Raw genomic sequence first — 19,604 nt, 5'->3', positions numbered from 1 at the left:
GCCGTCGCTATACTGCGGCCCGGACCCCCGCCGGAGCGGCCCTTGCAATTCCCTGCCCCCGCGGCCGCCGGCCGCGACGACTTCCTGGGCCACCCCAAGGGCGTCTACGTCTGCTTCTTCACCGAGATGTGGGAGCGCTTCTCCTTCTACGGAATGAAGGCGCTGCTGCTGCTGTATCTGACCAAGTACCACCTGTTCGCCGACGGGGCCGGCTACGACCTGATCGGCGCCTACGGCGGACTGGTCTACTGCGTGCCGGTGATCGGCGGCGTGCTGGCCGACCGCTGGCTGGGCATGCGCAAGGCGGTGGTCTTCGGCGGCCTGCTGCTGGTCGCCGGCCATGCCGGCATGGCGTTGGAAGGCGCGGCGGCGACAATGGTCGGTGGCGTGGTCACGCGCGATGAGGGCGCGCTGCGCACCATGTACCTGTCGCTCGCGCTGATCGTCATGGGCGTGGGTTTCCTGAAGCCCAACATCACCGGCATCGTCGGCCGCCTGTATCCGGCCGGCGATCCGCGCCGGGATGGCGGCTTCAGCCTGTTCTATGCCGGCATCAACCTGGGCGCCCTGCTGGCCTCGCTGGTGTGCGGCTACCTGGGCGAGACGCTGGGCTGGAAGTACGGCTTCGGCGCCGCCGGCATCGGCATGCTGCTGGGCCTGGCGATGTTCCTGTGGGGTCAGCGCTACCTGCACGGTCATGCCGAGCCCCCCTCACCCCCTGCGCTTCGCGCGCCGGTGCTGGGCGTTCCGCGCGAATGGCTGATCTACGCCGGTGCCGCCACCGGCGTGCTGCCCGTGGCCTGGCTGATGTGGGCAGCCGCGAACGGCGCGTTCGCGCTGGGCGGCGAGTTCTCGCTGGCGCTTGCGCTGATGCTGCTGGTGCTGGTCACGGTGCTGGCGTGGTTCGCCTGGTTCATCGCCACCCAGTGCACCCCGGTGCAACGGCGCCAGATGCTGGCGCTGATGGCGCTGATCTTGATGTGCCTGGTGTTCTTCACCCTGTACGAGCAGACCTACGGCTCGTGGGTGATGTTCACCGACAGGCTGCTGACCAAAGACCTGTTCCCGTCGCTGGTGCAGCCCACGTCGGTGGTGGTCTGGTCGGACAGCCTGGCGGCGAACATCGGCCTGTTCCTCGGCAGCGCGCCGTGGTCCACCTGGGCCCTGGTGGCGATGCCGGTGTCGTTCGTGGTCGCCACCCGCTGGTCGGAGCGCAGCGCGCGCCCCGGTCCGCCGCAGGCGCTGTTCCTGGCCAGCACCGCGTTGATGGTCGTGCTGGTGTTGCGCGATTCGCTGGTCCTGCAGCAGACCGCCGGCTCGCTGACGTACTTGGGCGCGCTGTTCCTGGTGGTGCTGGCGCCGGTGTTCGCCTGGCTGTGGTCGACGCTGGGGAGTCGCGGCCTGGACCCCTCCAAACCGGTGAAGGGCGCGCTGGGCCTGCTGTTCGGCGGCCTGTCCTTCATCCCGCTGGCACTGGCCGCGCAGCAGGTGGGCGACACCGGCGCGGTCGCCAGCGTGTGGTGGCCGGTGCTGGCCTATCTGCTGCTCGAGATCGGCGAGATGTGCCTGGCGCCGGTCAGCCTGGCCGCGGTCACCGAGCTTTCGGTGCCGCGCGTGGTGAGCCTGATGATGGGCATGTGGCTGCTGGCCACTGCGTTTTCCGAGACGCTGGCGGCACAGTTCGGCAAGCTTGCAGCGATGGACGTTCCCGCCGACGGAGCCCTGGACATCGCCCACGCCGCCACCGGCTTCGCCGACCTGTTCTGGCTGATGATGTGGATCGGCCTGGGCTGCGCCGCGGTCGCGCTGCTGGCATCGCCGTGGTTGATGCGGGCGATGCGCGCTGCGGACTGAGGCATCAGGCGCGGTAACGGGCCGCAGTCGGCCGCCCGTTGCCGCTCATCACTTTGCGGTCGCGCCGCCCAGGTGGCGGCTGAAGAACGCCAGCAGCTTCGTGTAGTAGTCGCGCTGGTTCTCTTCCTTGTAGTAGCCGTGGCCTTCGGTAGGGTAGTAGACAGCCTCCACGGGCACGCCGGCGGCCTTGAGGCGTCGCTCCATGAGCTCGGTATGCTGCACGGGCGCACGTTCGTCCTCACCGCCAGCGGCAAGGAACACAGGCACCTTGATACGGCCTGCCATGTGGGTGGGGGACGCCGATGCAAGATCCTTGGCTTCGCCTATCCAGTCCCTGAGGTAGGTCCGCCCTCTCCTCCTTTCCCGGGTATCGCCACGGGTGTGCATCATGGGCAGGTCATAGACACCCACATTGCCTGCGGCGCACCGGTAAAGGTCTGGCTCCTTCGCAACACCCGTCAACGCGGCATAGGCACCGTAGCTGGCGCCGTAGATGCAGATCCTCCGTGGATCCGCCACCCCGGTATCGATCGCCCACCGGGTCGCATCGGTGAGATCGTCCTGCATCGCGCCGCCCCATTCTCTCGCCCCCGCCTGACGGAAGGCGCGCCCGTAACCCCCGGACCCACGGAAATTCACCTGCAGGACGGCGTATCCCGCGGCAGCGAGCATCTGCACGTCGCCGTCGAACCCCCAGCGATCACGGATACCATAAGGTCCGCCATGGGGGTGGACGATCAAAGGCAGTTGCTTGCCCGTGCTGCCCTTCGGGGTGGTGAGATATCCATGCAGCAGCAGGCCGTCACGCGCCTTGATCTGGACGGGCGTGGAGGATGAGAGCTGCTCCGGGTCGAACCAATCCCGCCGGCTGAGAAGATAGCCCATCTTCTTTGCCGGGACATCGAAGAGATAGAAGTCGCCCGGATTCGTGTCCGAGGACACTTCCACCAGCGCCAGCGCACCATCCTTGGTGACCGACGTGATCTGCACGTAGTCGTTGGGGAAGGCGTCCTGCAAGCTACGCAGCAGCCGGCCATCGGGATGGTCGCTTCGAAGCAACTCGATTCTGGGCTTGCCATCCCAGAAGACCGCGGCTACCGGAATACCCTTGCCATCCCGCGAATACACGATGTCTTCAGGATCGACCCGGGGATCGCGCAACAGTTCGGTCCGCTGACCGCTCGCAAGATCCAGGGCCACGATGGCGTCGGTCCCCTTGGCCTGCTCCACACTCAGGTAGGCGACCCGCTGATCGGCGCTGAATCCCAGCGGAAGTTCGACCCGCTCAGTGACGTCTTCGTCGTTGAGCATCTTCCACTCCTGGCCTTCGCCAGCGCGGAGGTACAGCTGATTCGCGTTGTTCGCCGTAGCGCCATAGGCAAAGCGCACGACTCCACGGGCATCCGTGAGGAAATCGGCTTCCGTCACGGGCGAACGCGCCAGCACGGTCCGCCGCCCGGTGTAGACGTCCAACAACTCCGCACTGGTGTAAGGAAGATCAGCGAACGGACGCACCATCACCACGATGTTGCGGTCGTCGTCGGGCAGCGTATCGACAAGATATCCCGCAACGAAACCCGCCTTCTTCGGCTGGATCCGCGTCCCCGGGCCCGCGCCTTCGACCCGATAGCCCAGCAGGTTCTCCTTCTTGGAGCCATCCGCGTTCATGGCGAAGAGCTCACCGGTCAGCTGGGGCATGTCCAGCATGCCCAGCTTCTGTGCCACAGAAAACACCACGCGTTCGGGGTTGACCCACCAGAAGTCATGCACGTGGTTGTGCCTGCCCAGTGAAATCGACCCGGTCACCTTGTTGTCGCTCCGGCGAAGCACCACCAGCGAAGTCCTGTCTTCCTGTTGCACGGTGGCGGCCAGGAAGTCGCCATTCGGAGACAGCTTGATGTCGGTAAACGCATCCTTGCGGATGTAGGGGCCCAGATCCAATTCCGCCGCGCGCGTCATCGCAGGGCTCGCGATGCACAGCCCCAGCACGACGGCCATGGCGGCCATGCGATTCCATTTCCCCATACTGCCTCCCCAAGCGGCTCAAGCGTCCATCGTTCCACACTGGGCAGCCGCATTCAACGCACCTGCGGCGCCATGCCGCGCGCGCGGGTCGGCTCAGCTCGTCAGTACGCGCCGCAGGCTGTCGCTCCAATCCGGCAACCTGCGTCCCACGTGCGCCTCCACTTTGCCGATGTCCAGGCACGAGTACGCGGGACGACGGGCCCGGGTCGGGTATTCGGACGTGGCGATGGGAATCACCTTGGGCACGCGCGCGATCAGTCCGCGCGCCACGGCCTCTGCGAAAATGGTTTCGGCGAACCCATGCCAGCTTGTCTCGCCCCGGGGCGTGAGGTGGAACGTTCCCGATGGCGCATCCTGCAGGCGCAGCAATTCCGCCGTCACGTCCGCGATCAGCGCCGCCGGCGTGGGCGTACCCACCTGGTCGGCGACCACGCGCAGTTCGTCGCGGTCCGCGCCAAGGCGCAGCATCGTTTTCATGAAGTTGTGGCCGTGCCGGCCGTAGACCCACGCCGTGCGCAGGATCAGGTGCTGGCCACCCGCGGCACGGATGGCGTCCTCACCCGCCAGCTTGCTGGCGCCGTAGACGCCCAGGGGGGCGGTCGGATCGTCCTCTCGGTAAGGCCGCGAGCCCTGCCCATCGAATACGTAGTCGGTCGAGTAATGGACGAATGGGACGCCTCGCGCGGCACAGGCGCGTGCCAGCACGCCCGGTGCCTCCGCATTGGCGCGGAAGGCGGCCTCCGCATCGTCCTCGGCCTTGTCCACCGCCGTATACGCCGCGGCATTGACCACGATGGCCGGCGCCACGCGCGCGACAAGTTCCGCAAGAGCTTCCGGCCGGTCGAAGTCGGCCACTTCGCAGCGCGTATCGTCGGGCAGTTTGCCGGAACGCGTGGTGACCACGATGTCGCCCAGCGCACGCAGACTTCGCCTCAGCTCGTGCCCGACCTGGCCTTTACCACCGAACAGGAGAACGGTCATGCCGCGTACGTCGGCAGCCGGTCCGGTGCCACGTCCGCAAGCAGGGGCGCCACGGCATCCTTGGCCGACAGCTGCGGCTCGGTCACCGGCCAGTCGATGCCGATGGCGGGATCGTCCCAGCGCACACCGGCATCGGCCACCTTGTCGTACACGGCCGTACACAGGTAGCTGAACACCGCGCGCTCCGAGACGACGGCGAACCCGTGCGCGAACCCTTCCGGAATCCAGAACTGCCGCTTGTTCCCGGCGCTCAGCATGACGGCCGCCCATCGTCCGAAGGTGGGCGAACCGCGGCGGATATCGACCGCGACGTCGTACACCTCCCCTTCCAGCACGCTGACCAGCTTGCCCTGGGGATTCGGCCACTGGTAATGCAGGCCGCGCACAACGCCGCGCGCCGATGACGATACGTTGCTCTGGACGAAGGCGGTCGGCAGACCGTGCTGGCCGTAGCGCTCCGCGTTCCATGCCTCGAAGAAGAACCCGCGCCCATCGCCGAAGACCGCAGGCTCGATCACCACGCAGCCCGGCAGTGACGTCTCGAGCACCTTCATCGCACGACTCCGCGGGATACCAGGGACAGCAGGTACTGGCCGTATCCGTTCTTCGCCAGCGGCGCAGCCAGCCTCTCGACCTGGGCGGCATCGATCCAGCCATTGCCGAACGCGATCTCCTCGGGGCAGCACACGCGCAGGCCCTGGCGCGCCTCGATGGTCTCGATAAAGTTGGAGGCTTCGAGCAGCGACTGGTGGGTGCCGGTGTCGAGCCAGGCATGACCGCGCCCCAGCGGCTCCAGATGCAGCGCCCCGGCTTCGAGATACCGTCGATTGAGGTCGGTGATCTCCAGTTCGCCGCGCGGCGATGGTTTCAGCTCGGAGGCGTAGTCGCTGGCCAGGCCATCGTAGAAATACAGACCGGTCACCGCGTAGTTGGAGCGTGGCTTGGCCGGCTTCTCCTCGATGCCGACCACCCGCCCGTCCGGGTCGAACTCGGCAACGCCATAGCGCTGCGGATCGTTGACCCAGTAGCCGAAGATGGTGGCGCCTTCCAGGCGCTCGTCCGCACGGCGCAGCATGCCCGTGAGTCCATGCCCGTAGAAGATATTGTCGCCCAGCACCAGGCAGCTCGGCTGCCCGGCGACGAACTCTCTGCCGATCAGGTACGCCTGCGCCAGGCCATCGGGGCTGGGCTGCACCGCATACTGGATATCCATGCCCCATTGCGACCCGTCGCCCAGCAGCGCCTTGAACAAGGCCTGCTCATGCGGCGTGTTGATCACCAGCACTTCGCGGATACCCGCCAGCATCAGCACGCTGAGCGGGTAATAGATCATGGGCTTGTCGTAGACCGGCAGCAGCTGCTTGCTGATCGCCTGCGTCAACGGATAGAGGCGCGTACCCGAGCCGCCTGCGAGGATGATGCCCTTGCGCTTCGTCATCGCATCCACCTCAGGCCGCCGCGCCGATGCGTTCGAGGCGGTAGCTGCCGTCCAGCACGCGCTTCACCCAGGCCTGGTTGGCGAGATACCAGTCGACGGTCTCCGCGATGCCCTGCTCGAAGGTGTATTCCGGTTCCCAGCCCAGTTCGTCGCGCAGCTTGGAGGCATCGATCGCGTAGCGGCGGTCATGGCCCGGGCGATCGGCCACGAAGGTGATCTGGCTGCTGCGCGGCTTTCCATCGGCGCGCGGCACCCGTTCGTCCAGCAGCGCGCAGATCGCGTGGACCACCTCGATGTTCTGCCTCTCGGCGTTGCCGCCGACGTTGTAGGTCTCGCCTACCCGTCCCTTCTCCAGGACGGTGCGGATGGCCCGGCAATGGTCGCCGACGAACAACCAGTCGCGCACGTTCTTGCCGTCGCCATAGACCGGCAGCGGTTCTCCGGCGAGCGCCCGCGCGATGATCAGCGGGATCAGCTTCTCGGGGAAATGGTAGGGGCCGTAATTGTTTGAGCAGTGGGTGGTCAGCACGGGCAGACCATACGTATGGTGGAACGCGCGCACCAGGTGGTCGGAAGCCGCTTTCGACGCCGAATACGGCGAGTTGGGCGCGTAGGGCGTGGACTCGGTGAAACTGCCGGTATCGCCCAGCGAGCCGTAGACCTCGTCGGTGGACACGTGCAGGAAGCGGAACCGCCCGCGCGCCTCTCCTTCCAGTCCCTTCCAATGGTCGCGGACCGATTCCAGCAGGCCCAGGGTACCCACCACATTGGTCTGGATGAAGGCACCCGGACCCTCGATGGAACGATCGACGTGGCTCTCGGCCGCGAAGTTGATCACCGCCTCGGGCCGGTGCTCCGACAGCAGGCGACCCACGAGGGGGCGGTCGCCGATGTCGCCTCTAACGAACAGGTGCTGCGGACTGCCTTCGACGGCTGCCAGCGTGTCGAGGTTGCCCGCGTAGGTCAGGGCGTCGAGGTTGATTACCCGTACCCCGCTTGCCACGGCACGCAGGACGAAATTGCCCCCGATGAAACCGGCCCCGCCGGTGACGAGCCATGTCGGCACGTGCTTCTCCCGTCGCATCAGTTCTTCAGCGGATCGGGCACTCAGAACGGAATATCGTCATCCGCGAAGTCGTCCATCGGTGCCGGCTGCGAAGCCGGTGCGGGCGCCGGACGGCGCTGGCCGCCGCCCTGGTTGCCGTAGTCCTGCCGCGGGGCCCGCGCCGGGCGGTCTCCGCCCGCGCCACCACCGCCGCCTTCACGGCCGCCCAGCATCTGCATCTCGTCGGCGATGATGTCGGTGGAGTACTTCTCCTGTCCGTCCTGGCCGGTGTACTTGTCGTAGCGGATCGAACCTTCGACATACACCGAGCTGCCCTTGCGCAGGTACTCGCCGGCGATCTCGCCGAGCTTGCCGAAGAACACCACGCGGTGCCATTCGGTGCGCTCCTGCTGGTTGCCGTCCTTGTCCTTGCGCACGCTCGTGGTGGCCAGGCTGATCCGGGTGATCGCCATGCCGCCCTGGGTGTAGCGGGTTTCGGGGTCGTTGCCGAGATTGCCGACCAGGATGACTTTGTTGATGCCGCGGGCCATATCGATATCCGTTCAGGGATGCCCGCCGAGCGCGGGCAAAGACCAGTGGAGTATACCCGCCTGGCCCACGCCATCGGCCGCCGCCCCACCGGCCTGTAGGGCATTGCCGCACCCAAGCCCCTATAATTGCGCGACTTTCCGGCCCGCCGCCCCATGTCCGTCGTCGAATCCCCCCGTCCCTCCCTCGCCCTGCCCGGCATCCAGTCGCTCGCCCTGGCCGACATGACGGCCGTCGACGCCCTGATCCGGGCCCGCCTGGCCTCGGACGTGGTGCTGATCAACCAGATCGCCGACCACATCATTTCCGCCGGCGGAAAGCGCCTGCGGCCCATGTTGGTGGTACTGGCGGGCCAGGCCTGCGGCCCGACCACGCCGGACCACCACCAGCTGGCGGCCATCATCGAATTCATCCATACCTCCACCCTGTTGCACGACGACGTGGTGGACGAATCCGACCTGCGCCGCGGCCGCAGCACGGCCAACGCCCTGTGGGGCAACGCGCCCAGCGTGCTGGTGGGCGACTTCCTGTATTCGCGCAGCTTCCAGCTGATGGTGGAACTGGACCGCATGGACGTGATGCGCCTGCTGGCCGACACCACCAACCGCATCGCCGAAGGCGAAGTGCTGCAATTGCTGCACGTCCACAATCCCGACACCGACGAAGCCGCCTACCTGCGCGTGATCGAACGCAAGACGGCCGTGCTGTTCGCAGCGGGAACGCAGTTGGGGGCGATGGCATCGGGTGCCGATGCCGCCAGGCAACGCCGTCTCCACGACTACGGCATGGCGCTGGGCCATGCCTTCCAGATCGCCGACGACGTGCTCGACTACACGGCCGATGCCGATGCGCTGGGCAAGAACCTCGGCGACGACCTGGCCGAGGGCAAGGCCACGCTGCCCCTGATCCACGCGATCCGCCATTCCGATACCGCCACCGCCGAGCGCCTGCGTGCCATCGTGCAGGAAGGCGATGCGGGCGCCATGCCCGAGGTGCTGGCGGCCATCCGCGCGACCGGCGGGCTGGACTACAGCCGCGAGCGCGCGCGCCATTACGCGGCGATGGCCGAGCAGGCCCTCGATGGCCTGCCCGAATCGGATGCCCTGGCAGCCCTGCGCGGCCTGGCCCGCTACGCGGTGGAACGCGGGCACTGACCCGCGCCGCGCCTCACTTCGCGAACACCTCCTCGAAGAAGTCCGCCATCAGCCGGTAGGCGCGCCTGGCCGAGGGTTCGTGGTAGACGCAACCCGGTGGATTCTGCGCATCGGATTCGGCGAAGCAGTGCACCGCACCGCCGAAACTGACGAACTGCCAGTCGGCGCCGGCCTTGCGCATCTCGTCCTGGAAGGCGGTGATCTCTGCGGCCGACACATAGGTGTCGTCGCCGCCGTTGAGCACCAGCACCGGCGCCTTCACCGGACCGGCCGCCGGCAGGTCGGTGGCAAGCCCGCCGTGCAGGCTGACCACGCCGGCCAGGGGATCGCCCGCGCGCACGAGTTCCAGCACCGTGCTGCCGCCGAAGCAGTAACCGAACGCACCGATGCGCTTCGCGTCGACCAGCGCTCCGGGTTGCTGCCTCAGCACCTCGACCGCCTTCTGCACGCGCGCCCGCAACTTCGGCCGATCCGCGCGCATCGCCGTGGCCACCGGCCCGGCCTCGGCGTCGGTCCTGGGGCGGATACCCTTGCCGTACACGTCGGCCACCAGCACCACGTAGTCGTCGCCGGCCACCAGGCGCGCCTTCTCGATCGCCGACTCGTTCACGCCCTTCCAGTTGGGCACCATCACCAGCCCCGGGCGCGGCTGCGTCACGCTGTCGTCGTACACCAGATACCCGGAGAAGGTATCGCCGCCCAGCTTCCATTCGAGCGGTCTGGCGACGGGTGCCGCCAGCAGGACGGGCGACCAGAAAAGCGACAACAGGCCGGACAGCAGCAGGCGGTGGCGCATGGCGGACTCCTCGGGGGCAGGTGACGGACCCAGTCTACGCCGCCGCGCCGAAAACGGATCCGCCCGCCGGGCGGTCAGGCGATCCCCAGGCCCGGGATCGCCGTGATCGCATCGGGATCGAATCCGGCCAGCGCCGCGAAGTGGCGTCCACGCGCCACGTAGTCCTTGTACTGGCCGAAGCTGGGCGCGCCGGGCGACATCAGCACGACGCCTTCGCCATCCAGCGCCGCACGTGCGGCGGCAACCGCCTCAGGCAGGGTGTCCGTGGCGGCCAGCGCGAACCCTGCCTCGCGCGCAACGGGCGCGAGCAGCGCGTGGATGCGCGGGCCGTTGGCCCCCATCGTGATGATGGCCGCCGGCGCCCCGCCGCGCATGCGATGGGCGAAATCGGACCAGTCCACGCCCCGGTCGTGCCCGCCGACCAGCAGCGCGATGCGGCGCCCGGCGAAACACTCCAGCGCGGCCAGCGTGGCGTGCGGCGTGGTGCTGATGGAATCGTTGACCCAGGTGATGCCGTCGCGCACCCCCATCGTCTGCAGGCGGTTGGGCAGCGGACGGAAGGACTGCGCCTGCGCAGCCAGCGGAAGCGCATCGATGCCGCGCGCCTCCAGCGCCGTCAGCACGGCGCACAGGTTGCTGCGGTTGTGGCGTCCCGGCAGTGGCAGCGGGCGGGTATCCATGACGAACACGTCGCCCCGGTACAGATCGTCCTCGCGCAGGTGCCAGCCGTCGGCACGGTTGAACCAGCGCACATCGCTGTGCGGCAGGACGAGCGCGGCCAGCCGCGGATCGGCCGCGTTGAGCACGGCGATGCGCGGGTGTGCGCCCGTGACCAGCTTCAGCTTGTCCTCGATGTAACGCGTCTCGCTGCCGTGCCAGTCCAGGTGCTCGGGGAACAGGTTCAGCACGATCGCCACGTCCGGGCGTGCGCCGCTGTCGGCGACATCGCCGGTCTGGTAGCTGGACAGCTCGATGGCCCATTCGTCGGATGCCGGCTGAGGATCCAGCACCTCCAGCATCGGCAGGCCGATGTTGCCCGCCAGGACGGTGCGCTTCCCCGCCGCGCGCAACAGGTGCGCCAGCAGCGAGGTGGTCGTGCTCTTGCCCTTGGTGCCGGTGACGCAGAACGTATGCGCGACCACGCCGTCGTCGCCCGCGTGTTCGCCGAACCACAGGCCGGTGCCCCCGATGAAGCGTGTGCCTGCCGCGGTCGCGGCAACGGCCACCGGCGTATTCGGACTGATCCCGGGCGACTTGATGACGATCTCGAACGCGGAAAGGCGTTCGGCGCTCGCTTCGATCTCCACCGATAGCAGCGGGTCGCCCAGCGCCGCGGCGTCCGCGGCTTCCTGTTCGTTGCAGAACAGCGTCAGCGGCAGCGAGGGCAGCCGCCCGCGCACGGCATGATGGGCGGCGCGGCCTTCACGCCCCCAGCCCCACAGCGCGACACGCCGGCCCTCAAGCTGCGAAATTCGCACGCAGGCGCTCCCACAGCGCGGCGGGAATGCGGTGCTCGCCGCCGATTTCCAGCAAGGGCGCCACGGCCAGCTCCGACGCAGCCAGCTGCGGGCGGATCTCGCCATTGAAGCGCGCGACAATCACATCCTCCCGCCATTCCGGCCGCTCGCCCAGCGTCGCCATCGCCGCACGCGATTCCTGGCCTTCGCCGACGCATTCGAACGGTTTGTGGTCCTGGTATTCCAGCAAGGCGTCGAAGCCGGCGGTCTGGTTGGCGTCGTCGAGCAGGTTGCGGCCGAAGATGCCCACCAGGCGCGGCTTGGGCATGAACGGTGCCAGCGCCAGGAATACGAAGTGGCATTTCGGGCACACGCCGCACCAGCGGTTGGTCGGTCGTTCGCCCAGCAGATGGAAGTTGCGGTTGCAGCTGGAGAAATGCGCGTCGTAATGGTCGGTGCGGGCGAACTGCCGCGCCACCGCCAGTTCCGACAACGGCCGCAGCAGCGAGTAGTACTGCAGGTCCGCGGCCACATGCGATTGCACGTACTCGCCGAACGCCTGTTCGAAGGCCCAACCCTTCGACCACTGGTGGTTCACCTCGCCGGTGCCCGGGATCATGCTGCCGTAGCTGGCCGAGCGCTCGTTGGAAAACACCACCTGGTCCACGCCGTGCAGCAGCGCCGCCAGCACCATGATGGCCGAGTTGATGGCGGTGACCGGGATGTGGCCGTTCCAGGCGCCCTGGCGGTTGTACTCGAACAGTTCCGGCGCCAGCGCACGGCCGATGTTGAGCGTCGGCAGCCCGGTACGGGCCGCGCAGGCGGCGATCAGCTGCGAGCCGCCGATCCAGGTGACGGTCTGGTCGGTGCCCGCGCCCCGCAGCGCTTCGATGCTGACCAGCGAGTCCTTGCCGCCGCCGATGGCGACCAGCGCGTGCGCGCGCAGCCCCGCCGGCGGCGCAGCCGACGGCGCCTGGGCACCCACCGGGAAGCGTACCCGGCCATGCAGGCTCAGGCCGTTCCGGTAGGCGAATTCACCCAGACCGTGGACGTATACCTGTTCCATCAGCACCGCGGTGGCGGCATCGATGGCATAGCCCTCGATGCGGATCTCGTTGGGCACGGCGGCCTTGTAGTAGCTCACACCGGTGATCAGGTGCAACAGGCGCACCGCCTGTTCGACGGCCTGCGCGCGCGCGGCATCCAGCACGAACGGCGCACCCGGAACCGTCACGGTCTCGGTCAGTTCGGGGCCATCGTCGAAGGCGTACACCAGCCGCGCGATGCCGCTCTGCGCATCGAAGGAACAGCGGACGAAACGGAAGGCGCGGATGCTGGATTTGTCGAAAGTCGTCATGCGTGATCCGTGGAAGGAACGGCCTGGCGGCGCAGGTAGCGGCGGCAGGCGAAGTATTCGAGAACGAACAGCGGCGCGGCGCCGAACAGCAGGGCCGCGAGGGAACCGTAGAAGACGATGACCGGCAACCAGGCCAGCGCCTGCGCGAATCCTGCCGGACGGCTGGCCGCCACCTGGTCGATCCCGGTGGCCGCCACCGCCCAGGCGGCGATCGCGAACGGAAACAGCAGGAAAACCACCAGCAGCACGCGCAGGGTCATGCCGCCGGCCTTCCACCGATGTCCCGCGGCGCTGGCACGCGCATGCCAGCGGGCGACGAACCACGCGCCCGGCCCGGCCGCCAGCATCGCCGCCGGCATGAGGCGCAATGCCGATGCCAGCTCCGCCATGCCGGGCGTACGCCGGTCCGCATCCATGAGCAGCACGACCGCGACGGTCAGTGCCGCGGCGGCCGTCAGGCTGGACACGATGAGTTCAGTCCGCGGCGACATCGCCGGACACTCCTTCCATCACGTCTTCCGCCGGCAGGCCGCGCAGGTTGTAGTGGCTGGCCATCACGTAGCCGTAGGCGCCCGCGTCGGAGAACAGCAGCACGTCGCCCTCGGCCGTCGCCGAAGGCAGCTTGCGGCGCTTGCCGAAGATGTCGCTGGATTCGCAGATCGGACCCACCACATCGAACGGTTCCTGTTCCGTGTCGTCCAGGCGCGACAGGTTGGCCACATCGTGCCAGGCGTCGTACAGCGCGGGGCGTATCAGCGTGTGCATGCCGGCATCGCTGCCCACACGGCGGATGCCCAGCTTCTCCACCACCTGGGTGACCTGCGCCAGCAGCACCCCGCATTCGGCCACCAGATAACGACCCGGCTCGATCACCAGTTGATAGCCGGGATACGCTGCCTTGATCGCCGCGAGGCCTTCGCCCCAGGCCGCCAGATCGAAGGGTTCGTCCGTTTCCGCATAGGGGATGGGCAAGCCGCCCCCGATGTCGATGGTCTCGATGGTGCCTATCTGGTCCGCCAGCCCGCCCAGTTCGTCGGCGATCTGGTTCCAGTGCTGCGCGCTCTCCACGCCGCTGCCCAGGTGCGCATGCAGGCCGACGACGCGCGCGTCCAGCGCACGCGCAGCGGACAGGAACTCCTCGAGCTTCACCAGCGGCAGGCCGAACTTGGATGTCTTGCCGCCGGTCTTCACCTTGTCGTGGTGGCCGTCGCCGCGCCCCAGGTCCACCCGCAGCCACAGGCGCCGCCCGCGGAACACCTCGGGCCAGTGCTGCAGCGCTTCCACATTGTCGAGGGTCACGTTGATGCCGCGCTCCAGGGCGAAGGCATACTCCTCGCGCGGCGCGAAGCTGGGCGTGAACAGCACGCGCTCCATCGGCAGCGCCGGCACCACTTCGAAGACGCGCTCCAGCTCGCCGCGGGAGACGCATTCCAGGCCGAAGCCCTCCTCCACCAGCGTCCGCAGGATGTCCGGGTGCGAGTTGGCCTTGATCGCGAAGAAGCGCCGGTCGACCGCCGCGATGCCCGCCAGCGCGCGGGCGCGGGCGCGCACCACGTCCAGGTTGTAGGCGTAGCGCGGCGTGCCGGCCCGCGCCAGCGACAGCAGCTGCCGGCGCGCGGCGGGCGCGCTCCACCAGCGCACGCCGCGATGGCGCACGGCCCCGTTGATCTCGCGCCAACTGGGACCGAACACGCTGGCCTCGTCGGTCGGCATGGCACCGCTGTCGATCAGGGCCTCGTGCAGCAACGGCAGCATGCCCTCGGCATCGGCCTCGTCGATCACGAAGGTCAGGTTGAGGTCGTTGGACGACTGCGAGATCAGGTGCACGCGCTCGCGGCCGAACATCGCCCAGACGTCGGACAGCTTGTGCAGCAGCGAACGCATGCCGCGACCGACCAGGGTGATCGCCGTGCACGGCGCGATCACCTTCACCCGGCAGATCTCGGCCAGGTCGGCCGACAGCGCGGCCAGCACATCGGTGCTGACCAGGTTCTCGCTGGGGTCCAGCGACACGGTGACGTTGGTCTCCGAGGAGCCGATCAGGTCCACCGACAGGCCATGCTTCTTGAAACGCGCGAACACGTCGGCCAGGAAGCCGACCTGCTGCCACATGCCGATGCCTTCCATCGACACCAGCACGATGCCGTTGCGGCGGCTGACGGCCTTCACCCCGGGCACCGTGACCGCGTTGCCGTCGATCGTGGTGCCCGGCAGTTCGGGGCGCTCGGTATCGAGGATGGCCATGGGCACGCCGGCATCGCGGCAGGGCTTGATGGAACGCGGGTGCAGCACCTTCGCGCCGGTGGTCGCGATTTCCTGCGCCTCGTAGTAGTCCAGCCGCGTCAGCAGGCGCGCATCCGGCACTTCGCGCGGATTGGCGCTGAACATGCCCGGCACGTCGGTCCAGATCTCCACGCGCTGCGCACCCAGCAGTGCGCCGAAGTAGGCGGCGGAGGTGTCCGAGCCGCCGCGGCCGAGGATGGCGGTGCCGCCGTCGGCATGCCGGGAAATGAAGCCCTGCGTCAGCAGCATGGCCGTCGGCTGGCCGGCGAACGCGCGGCGCCAGTCCTGGTCCGGCGCCGTATTGCAGGATACCGACAGCCGTTGCGCCCACGGGCTCTGGTTGGGCAGGAAGTTGGCCTGCAGCCAGTGGCGGGCGTCCACCCAGCCGAAATCCAGCCCCTGCGCGCGCAGGTAGGCCACACCGAGGGTGGAGGAGAGCAGTTCGCCCTGCGCCAGCACCTCGGCCTGCCAGTCGAGCGTGCGGGCGGCGGCACGGGGGTCGGCCAGCAGGTTGCGCAGCGCCGCCAGGCGATCGCCCAGCACCGCGTCGGCATCCAGTTCCAGCTCGGCGAGGAACTGGCGGTGGCGCTGCTCCAGTTTCGCCACGCGCTCGGCGCTGTCGGCCGCGCCGTCGGCGATGGCGGTCAGCTCGTTGGTGACGCCGGACAGCGCCGACACCACCACCAGCACGCGCGCGCCCCGTTCGTCCGCCCGCTGTTTCGCCAGTTTGCCGATCGTGTTCCAGCGATGGCGGCGCGACACCGAGGTGCCGCCGAACTTGAGGACGATCCAACGATCGGACGCGGGAGTGGCAGAGGGCATGGAGAGTGGGGTGAGGATGCCCGAACCCTTCGGGCGTGAACCGTCGATTCTAGCCCAAGGCCCCGCATGCGGCCCGGACCGTACCGCATGCAACGAACCGTCCCCCATGCCCGGAAAGCGGCGTGTTCTCCTGCCGTGCGGGTGCGGGTGCGGACGGAGGATGGGCGAGCTGAAGCTTCGCCCGCCAGCGGGCGGGCGGCGGTGGTGCGGCCCGCCATCGGCCGCCGCGCGACTTGGTAAGCTGCCCGGCCCCCACGCGAATCCCCCCATGACCTCTCGCCGCTACGTCCAGCTGGACGTGTTCGCCGACCGCCCCGGCGCGGGCAATCCGCTGGCCGTCGTCCTCGACGCCGCCGGGCTCGATGATGCCGCCATGCAGGCCATCGCCCGCTGGACGCGGCTGCCGGAAACCACCTTCGTCTTCGCGCCCACGCGCCCCGGTGCCAGCTACGCCGTGCGCATGTTCAGCCCGCGCCGCGAGGTGCCGTTCGCCGGCCATCCCAGCGTCGGCACCGCGCACGTGGTGCTGGATGCGGGACTCGCCGCGCCCGTCGACGGCCTGCTGATGCAGGAAGGCGCGGCCGGCGTGCTGCCGCTGCGCGTCGAGGGCGAAGGCGCGGCGCGCACGATCGCCGTGCGCACACCGCGCGCGACCGTGGTGAAGGAAGGCGATCCCGCGGGCGATGCGCTGCTGGGTGCCGCTCTGGCGGCCCTGCCCGCCGGCGCGCTGCCCCCCGCCCTGGTCGATGGCGGCCGCCGCTGGTGGTTGGCCGAGGTGCGCGACGAAGCCGCACTGCGTACCGCCACCCCCGACTGGGATGCGATCGGCGCCCTGGCGCGCGCCACCGACAGCATGGGCGTGTGCGCCTATGCACGCACACCGGGTCGTGACTACGACCTGGCCGTGCGCGCATTCGTGGGTGCGCCCGCCGCGTTCGAAGACGCGGCTTCGGGCGCCGCCAACGCGACCCTGGCGGCCTGGCTGAAATCGCGCGACGCGCTGCCGGGCCGCGACGGCCGCTACGTGGTCAGCCAGGGTCGCGAGGTCGGCTACGACGCCCGTCTGCAGTTGCGCGTCGACCCGGCCGGCGATGTCTGGTCCGGCGGCCACGTGCGCACCATCGTGACCGGCCGGATCGACTGGTGACGATGGCAACGTCGTGTGGGAGCGACGTCGGTCGCGAAAGCGCGATTCTCGAATGAGCCCAAGGGGCAGGCACCCCATCCCGGCGAGCCATCGCGACTCACCTCGCTCCCCCACAGGCAGAAAACTACTCCGCCTCGTAGACCGGTTTCCCATCCACCCACGTCGAGCGGACGCGCAGGTCATCGAGCTGCGCGCCCGGCACCGCCAGCGGATCCTCGTCGAGCACGACGAAGTCCGCGCGCAGGCCCGGGGCGAGCCGTCCCACTTCGCCCTCGTCATGCGCCGCCCATGCCGCATCGGCCGTGAAACCGCGCAGCGCCTCGGCCGCGCTGAGGCGCTGGTCGGGCATCCAGCCCCCCACCGGCGCACCGTGCCCATCCTGGCGCGTCACCGCCGCATGCAGGCCACGACGCGGATCGACCGACTCCACCGGGAAATCCGATCCCAGCGCCAGCTTCGCGCCACTGGCCTGCAGGCGCTGCCACGCATAAGCGCCCTTGATGCGTGTCGGGCCCAGGCGGTCCTCTGCCCACGGCATGTCCGAGGTCGCATGCGTGGGCTGCATCGAGGCGATCACGCCCAGTGCGGCGAAGCGCGGGAATTCTTCCGGCGCCACCACCTGAGCGTGTTCGATCCGCCAGCGGTGGTCGGCCTTGGCCGCATCGCCCAGCACGCGGACATAGGCATCCAGCACCATCCGGTTGCCACGGTCGCCGATGGCGTGCGTCGCCACCTGCACGCCGCAGTCGCGCGCCTTGCGCATCGCCGCTTCCAGCGCCGCCGGTTCGGTCACCAGCAGGCCACGGTTGCCGGGGTCGTCGCTGTAGTCCTCCAGCAGGGCGGCACCCCGGCTGCCGAGCGCGCCGTCGGCATACAACTTCACGCCCCGCATCTGCAGGCGGCCGCCGGCATGGCGGTACAGACCCTCCGCGCACAGGTCCGCCAGTGCCCCACCATCGCCATCCGCATACGTGTCGATGCGCAAGGGCAGGCGACCTTCATCGGCGAACCGCTTCATCAGCGCGAGGTCCTCGCGCGATACGCCCATGTCATGCACACCGGTCAGGCCGTGGCGCACGGCCGCCTGGGTGGCCTTCTCCAGCGCCTGCCGGCGGTAAGCCGCATCGGGCGCCGGCACCACCGCATGGACGAGCGACATGGCCGCATCCACGAACACGCCGGTGGGGCGCCCGCCCGCCCGCTCGATACGGCCGCCATCCGGTTGCCACTCGCCGTCCAGCGGTCGCGACGCCTTCGCCGAGGCCGCGCGCAGCGCCGCGCTGTTGGCCCAGCCGGCATGGCCGTCCACACGCTCGAGCCACACGGGGCGATCGGGAAAGGCGGCATCCAGGTCGGCAGCCGTGGGAAACACCTTCTCCGGCCAGTCGTTCTGATCCCAGCCGCTGCCCAGCAGCCATGCATTGGCCGGCAGCTGCTTCTCGTACTCGCGCAAGCGCGCGATCACGTCGGCCTTGTCGCGCGCATCCACCAGGTCCGCGCGCATCAGCGCGTAGCCCAGGCCCATCACGTGGCCGTGCGCATCGATCAGGCCGGGAATGACGGTCCTGCCGGGCGCCTCCACGCGGCGAGCGTCGGGATAACGGGCGCGCAGGTCATCGGCGCCGCCCACGGCGAGGATGCGGCCCTGCGCATCCCATGCGATCGCCTGCGCGACCGGGCGCGCCGGATCGGAGGTGTGCACGCGCTCGGCCGTCAGTAGGTGGACCTGCGCCTGGGCCAGGCCCGCGACCACCACACACCCCACGCCGAACCCCGTCAACCACGCCAGACGCCGCATGCCGCGCTCCCCTCCCGGTCCAGGGCGCGACTATGCGCAATGGCGCCGCGCACCGCAACAAGAAAGGGGCCTTGCGGCCCCTCGGTTGCGGCATACCCGTTCCTGCGAAGCTGCCTGCGCACCAGAACCGGCGCCAAGGCCTATTCGGGACGAACATCCACCCGGACGCGGATGCGGTCGCCGGGGTGATGGTCGGTGCGGGTGTGATAGGTGCGATTGCCGTATTCGTAGGTCACGTCGTAGCCGCTGACACGGCCATCACCGTAGTAGTCGTCGCCGTAGCGGCCATTGCCGACGGGCACCGGATCGCAGACGCGGACCTGGCCGCGCTGTACGGTACGTTCGCGCTGCGCGTTGTCGTAGATCGAACGCCCGGCCATGCCCCCCACCATCGAGCCCACGGCGGTGCCCACATAGCGCCCGCTGCCGTCGCCGATCTTGCTGCCCAGTACCGCGCCGGCGATGCCGCCGATCACGGTGGCGACGGTGCGGCCCGATTCCGTGCCACGGTCGGGATAGCGGCGATCGCCGTAGTAGCCGTCATCGCGGTAAGGATCGCCGTTGTAACCATCGTTGCGGTCACCATCGCCGTAAGCGTCACGCGCGTAGACGTCGTCGGCGTGGCGGTAGTAGCAGCGCTGCCCCGTCGCCGTACCGGCATAGCCTTCGTTGCGGCCGTACCCGTTGTCGATGATCGGATCCACGCGCACCACCCGCGCATAGTCGTAATAGGGTTCATCGCCATAGCGGTCTGTCGTGCCGTAGTAGCGCGCGGACTGTGCGGATGCCACGCCGGAGGCGAGCAGGCCGAGGGCCAGCACGGTGGCGGATGGACGCTTCATGTCGGGTACTCCCCCACGCCGGATTGGCGTGCAGGCATGCTCGGCCGATGCGGGTG

The 19,604-nt window shown here is 68.9% G+C and carries 16 protein-coding genes; 3 read left to right on the top strand and 13 right to left on the bottom strand.

Annotated features, from left to right (window positions below; genetic code table 11):
• Window positions 1-42 precede the first annotated feature (42 nt).
• A complete protein-coding gene (locus MUU77_RS05205) occupies window positions 43-1,854 on the top strand; it encodes a peptide MFS transporter (RefSeq protein WP_245092345.1) in 1,812 nt (603 codons plus the stop codon).
• Window positions 1,855-1,902: 48 nt separating this feature from the next.
• Here MUU77_RS05205 and MUU77_RS05200 read toward each other — a convergent pair whose 3' ends face one another.
• From MUU77_RS05200 to MUU77_RS05175, 6 genes are all read right to left on the bottom strand, one after another.
• Window positions 1,903-3,852, bottom strand: a complete 1,950-nt coding sequence (locus tag MUU77_RS05200; RefSeq protein WP_245092343.1) for a S9 family peptidase — start codon at window positions 3,850-3,852, stop codon at window positions 1,903-1,905.
• Between the two features lie 120 nt (window positions 3,853-3,972).
• Window positions 3,973-4,860: a dTDP-4-dehydrorhamnose reductase gene (rfbD, locus tag MUU77_RS05195; RefSeq protein ID WP_245092341.1), complete on the bottom strand. Its 888-nt coding sequence runs from the start codon at window positions 4,858-4,860 to the stop codon at window positions 3,973-3,975.
• The gene (rfbC, locus tag MUU77_RS05190; protein WP_245092339.1) at window positions 4,857-5,414 is read right to left on the bottom strand and encodes a dTDP-4-dehydrorhamnose 3,5-epimerase; all 558 of its coding nucleotides are present in this window, start codon (window positions 5,412-5,414) and stop codon (window positions 4,857-4,859) included. Before rfbC ends, rfbD begins: the two co-directional genes overlap by 4 nt.
• Entirely contained in the window at window positions 5,411-6,298 is an 888-nt protein-coding gene (gene rfbA, locus MUU77_RS05185; protein ID WP_245092337.1) for a glucose-1-phosphate thymidylyltransferase RfbA, read from the bottom strand. The genes rfbC and rfbA overlap by 4 nt, the downstream gene beginning before the upstream one ends.
• Window positions 6,299-6,308: 10 nt before the next feature.
• Window positions 6,309-7,364, bottom strand: coding sequence for a dTDP-glucose 4,6-dehydratase (gene rfbB / locus MUU77_RS05180; RefSeq protein WP_245092335.1), 1,056 nt, complete (start codon window positions 7,362-7,364; stop codon window positions 6,309-6,311).
• 41 nt (window positions 7,365-7,405) lie between these two features.
• On the bottom strand, window positions 7,406-7,894 hold the full coding sequence (locus tag MUU77_RS05175) for a single-stranded DNA-binding protein (RefSeq protein ID WP_187573221.1): 489 nt from the start codon (window positions 7,892-7,894) through the stop codon (window positions 7,406-7,408).
• Window positions 7,895-8,047: 153 nt separating this feature from the next.
• On the opposite strand from MUU77_RS05175, the gene MUU77_RS05170 reads away from it, so the two are divergent.
• Entirely contained in the window at window positions 8,048-9,046 is a 999-nt protein-coding gene (locus tag MUU77_RS05170; protein WP_245092333.1) for a polyprenyl synthetase family protein, read from the top strand.
• A gap of 13 nt (window positions 9,047-9,059) precedes the next feature.
• Here MUU77_RS05170 and MUU77_RS05165 read toward each other — a convergent pair whose 3' ends face one another.
• The 5 genes from MUU77_RS05165 to MUU77_RS05145 all read right to left on the bottom strand — a co-directional run bounded on the left by MUU77_RS05165 (window position 9,060) and on the right by MUU77_RS05145 (window position 15,761).
• Window positions 9,060-9,842, bottom strand: coding sequence for a dienelactone hydrolase family protein (locus tag MUU77_RS05165; protein ID WP_245092331.1), 783 nt, complete (start codon window positions 9,840-9,842; stop codon window positions 9,060-9,062).
• 74 nt (window positions 9,843-9,916) lie between these two features.
• Window positions 9,917-11,320 carry a UDP-N-acetylmuramoyl-L-alanine--D-glutamate ligase gene (gene murD, locus MUU77_RS05160; protein ID WP_245092329.1) on the bottom strand — a complete coding sequence of 468 codons (1,404 nt, stop codon included), beginning with the start codon at window positions 11,318-11,320 and terminating at the stop codon, window positions 9,917-9,919.
• Window positions 11,301-12,656, bottom strand: coding sequence for a UDP-N-acetyl-alpha-D-muramoyl-L-alanyl-L-glutamate epimerase (gene murL, locus MUU77_RS05155; RefSeq protein ID WP_245092327.1), 1,356 nt, complete (start codon window positions 12,654-12,656; stop codon window positions 11,301-11,303). Before murL ends, murD begins: the two co-directional genes overlap by 20 nt.
• Window positions 12,653-13,147 (bottom strand): hypothetical protein, encoded by a 495-nt coding sequence (locus tag MUU77_RS05150; RefSeq protein WP_245092325.1) that lies wholly within the window; start codon window positions 13,145-13,147, stop codon window positions 12,653-12,655. The genes murL and MUU77_RS05150 overlap by 4 nt, the downstream gene beginning before the upstream one ends.
• On the bottom strand, window positions 13,131-15,761 hold the full coding sequence (locus tag MUU77_RS05145; RefSeq protein WP_245092323.1) for a bifunctional aspartate kinase/diaminopimelate decarboxylase: 2,631 nt from the start codon (window positions 15,759-15,761) through the stop codon (window positions 13,131-13,133). Before MUU77_RS05145 ends, MUU77_RS05150 begins: the two co-directional genes overlap by 17 nt.
• A 268-nt stretch (window positions 15,762-16,029) precedes the next feature.
• On the opposite strand from MUU77_RS05145, the gene MUU77_RS05140 reads away from it, so the two are divergent.
• On the top strand, window positions 16,030-16,908 hold the full coding sequence (locus MUU77_RS05140) for a PhzF family phenazine biosynthesis protein (protein WP_245092321.1): 879 nt from the start codon (window positions 16,030-16,032) through the stop codon (window positions 16,906-16,908).
• Window positions 16,909-17,032: 124 nt separating this feature from the next.
• Here the strand turns inward: MUU77_RS05140 and MUU77_RS05135 are convergent, their stop codons facing one another.
• Together MUU77_RS05135 and MUU77_RS05130 are read right to left on the bottom strand one after the other, a co-directional pair.
• Window positions 17,033-18,706, bottom strand: coding sequence for an amidohydrolase (locus MUU77_RS05135; protein ID WP_245092319.1), 1,674 nt, complete (start codon window positions 18,704-18,706; stop codon window positions 17,033-17,035).
• A gap of 140 nt (window positions 18,707-18,846) precedes the next feature.
• Complete coding sequence (locus tag MUU77_RS05130; protein WP_245092317.1) at window positions 18,847-19,548, bottom strand: glycine zipper 2TM domain-containing protein; 702 nt, start codon at window positions 19,546-19,548, stop codon at window positions 18,847-18,849.
• Window positions 19,549-19,604 lie beyond the last annotated feature (56 nt).

It is taken from the genome of Pseudoxanthomonas sp. F37 (genome assembly GCF_022965755.1).
GTDB lineage: Bacteria > Pseudomonadota > Gammaproteobacteria > Xanthomonadales > Xanthomonadaceae > Pseudoxanthomonas_A.
The sequence above is the reverse complement of the archived record's forward strand: the minus strand, read 5'-3'. Positions and strand labels throughout refer to the sequence as shown.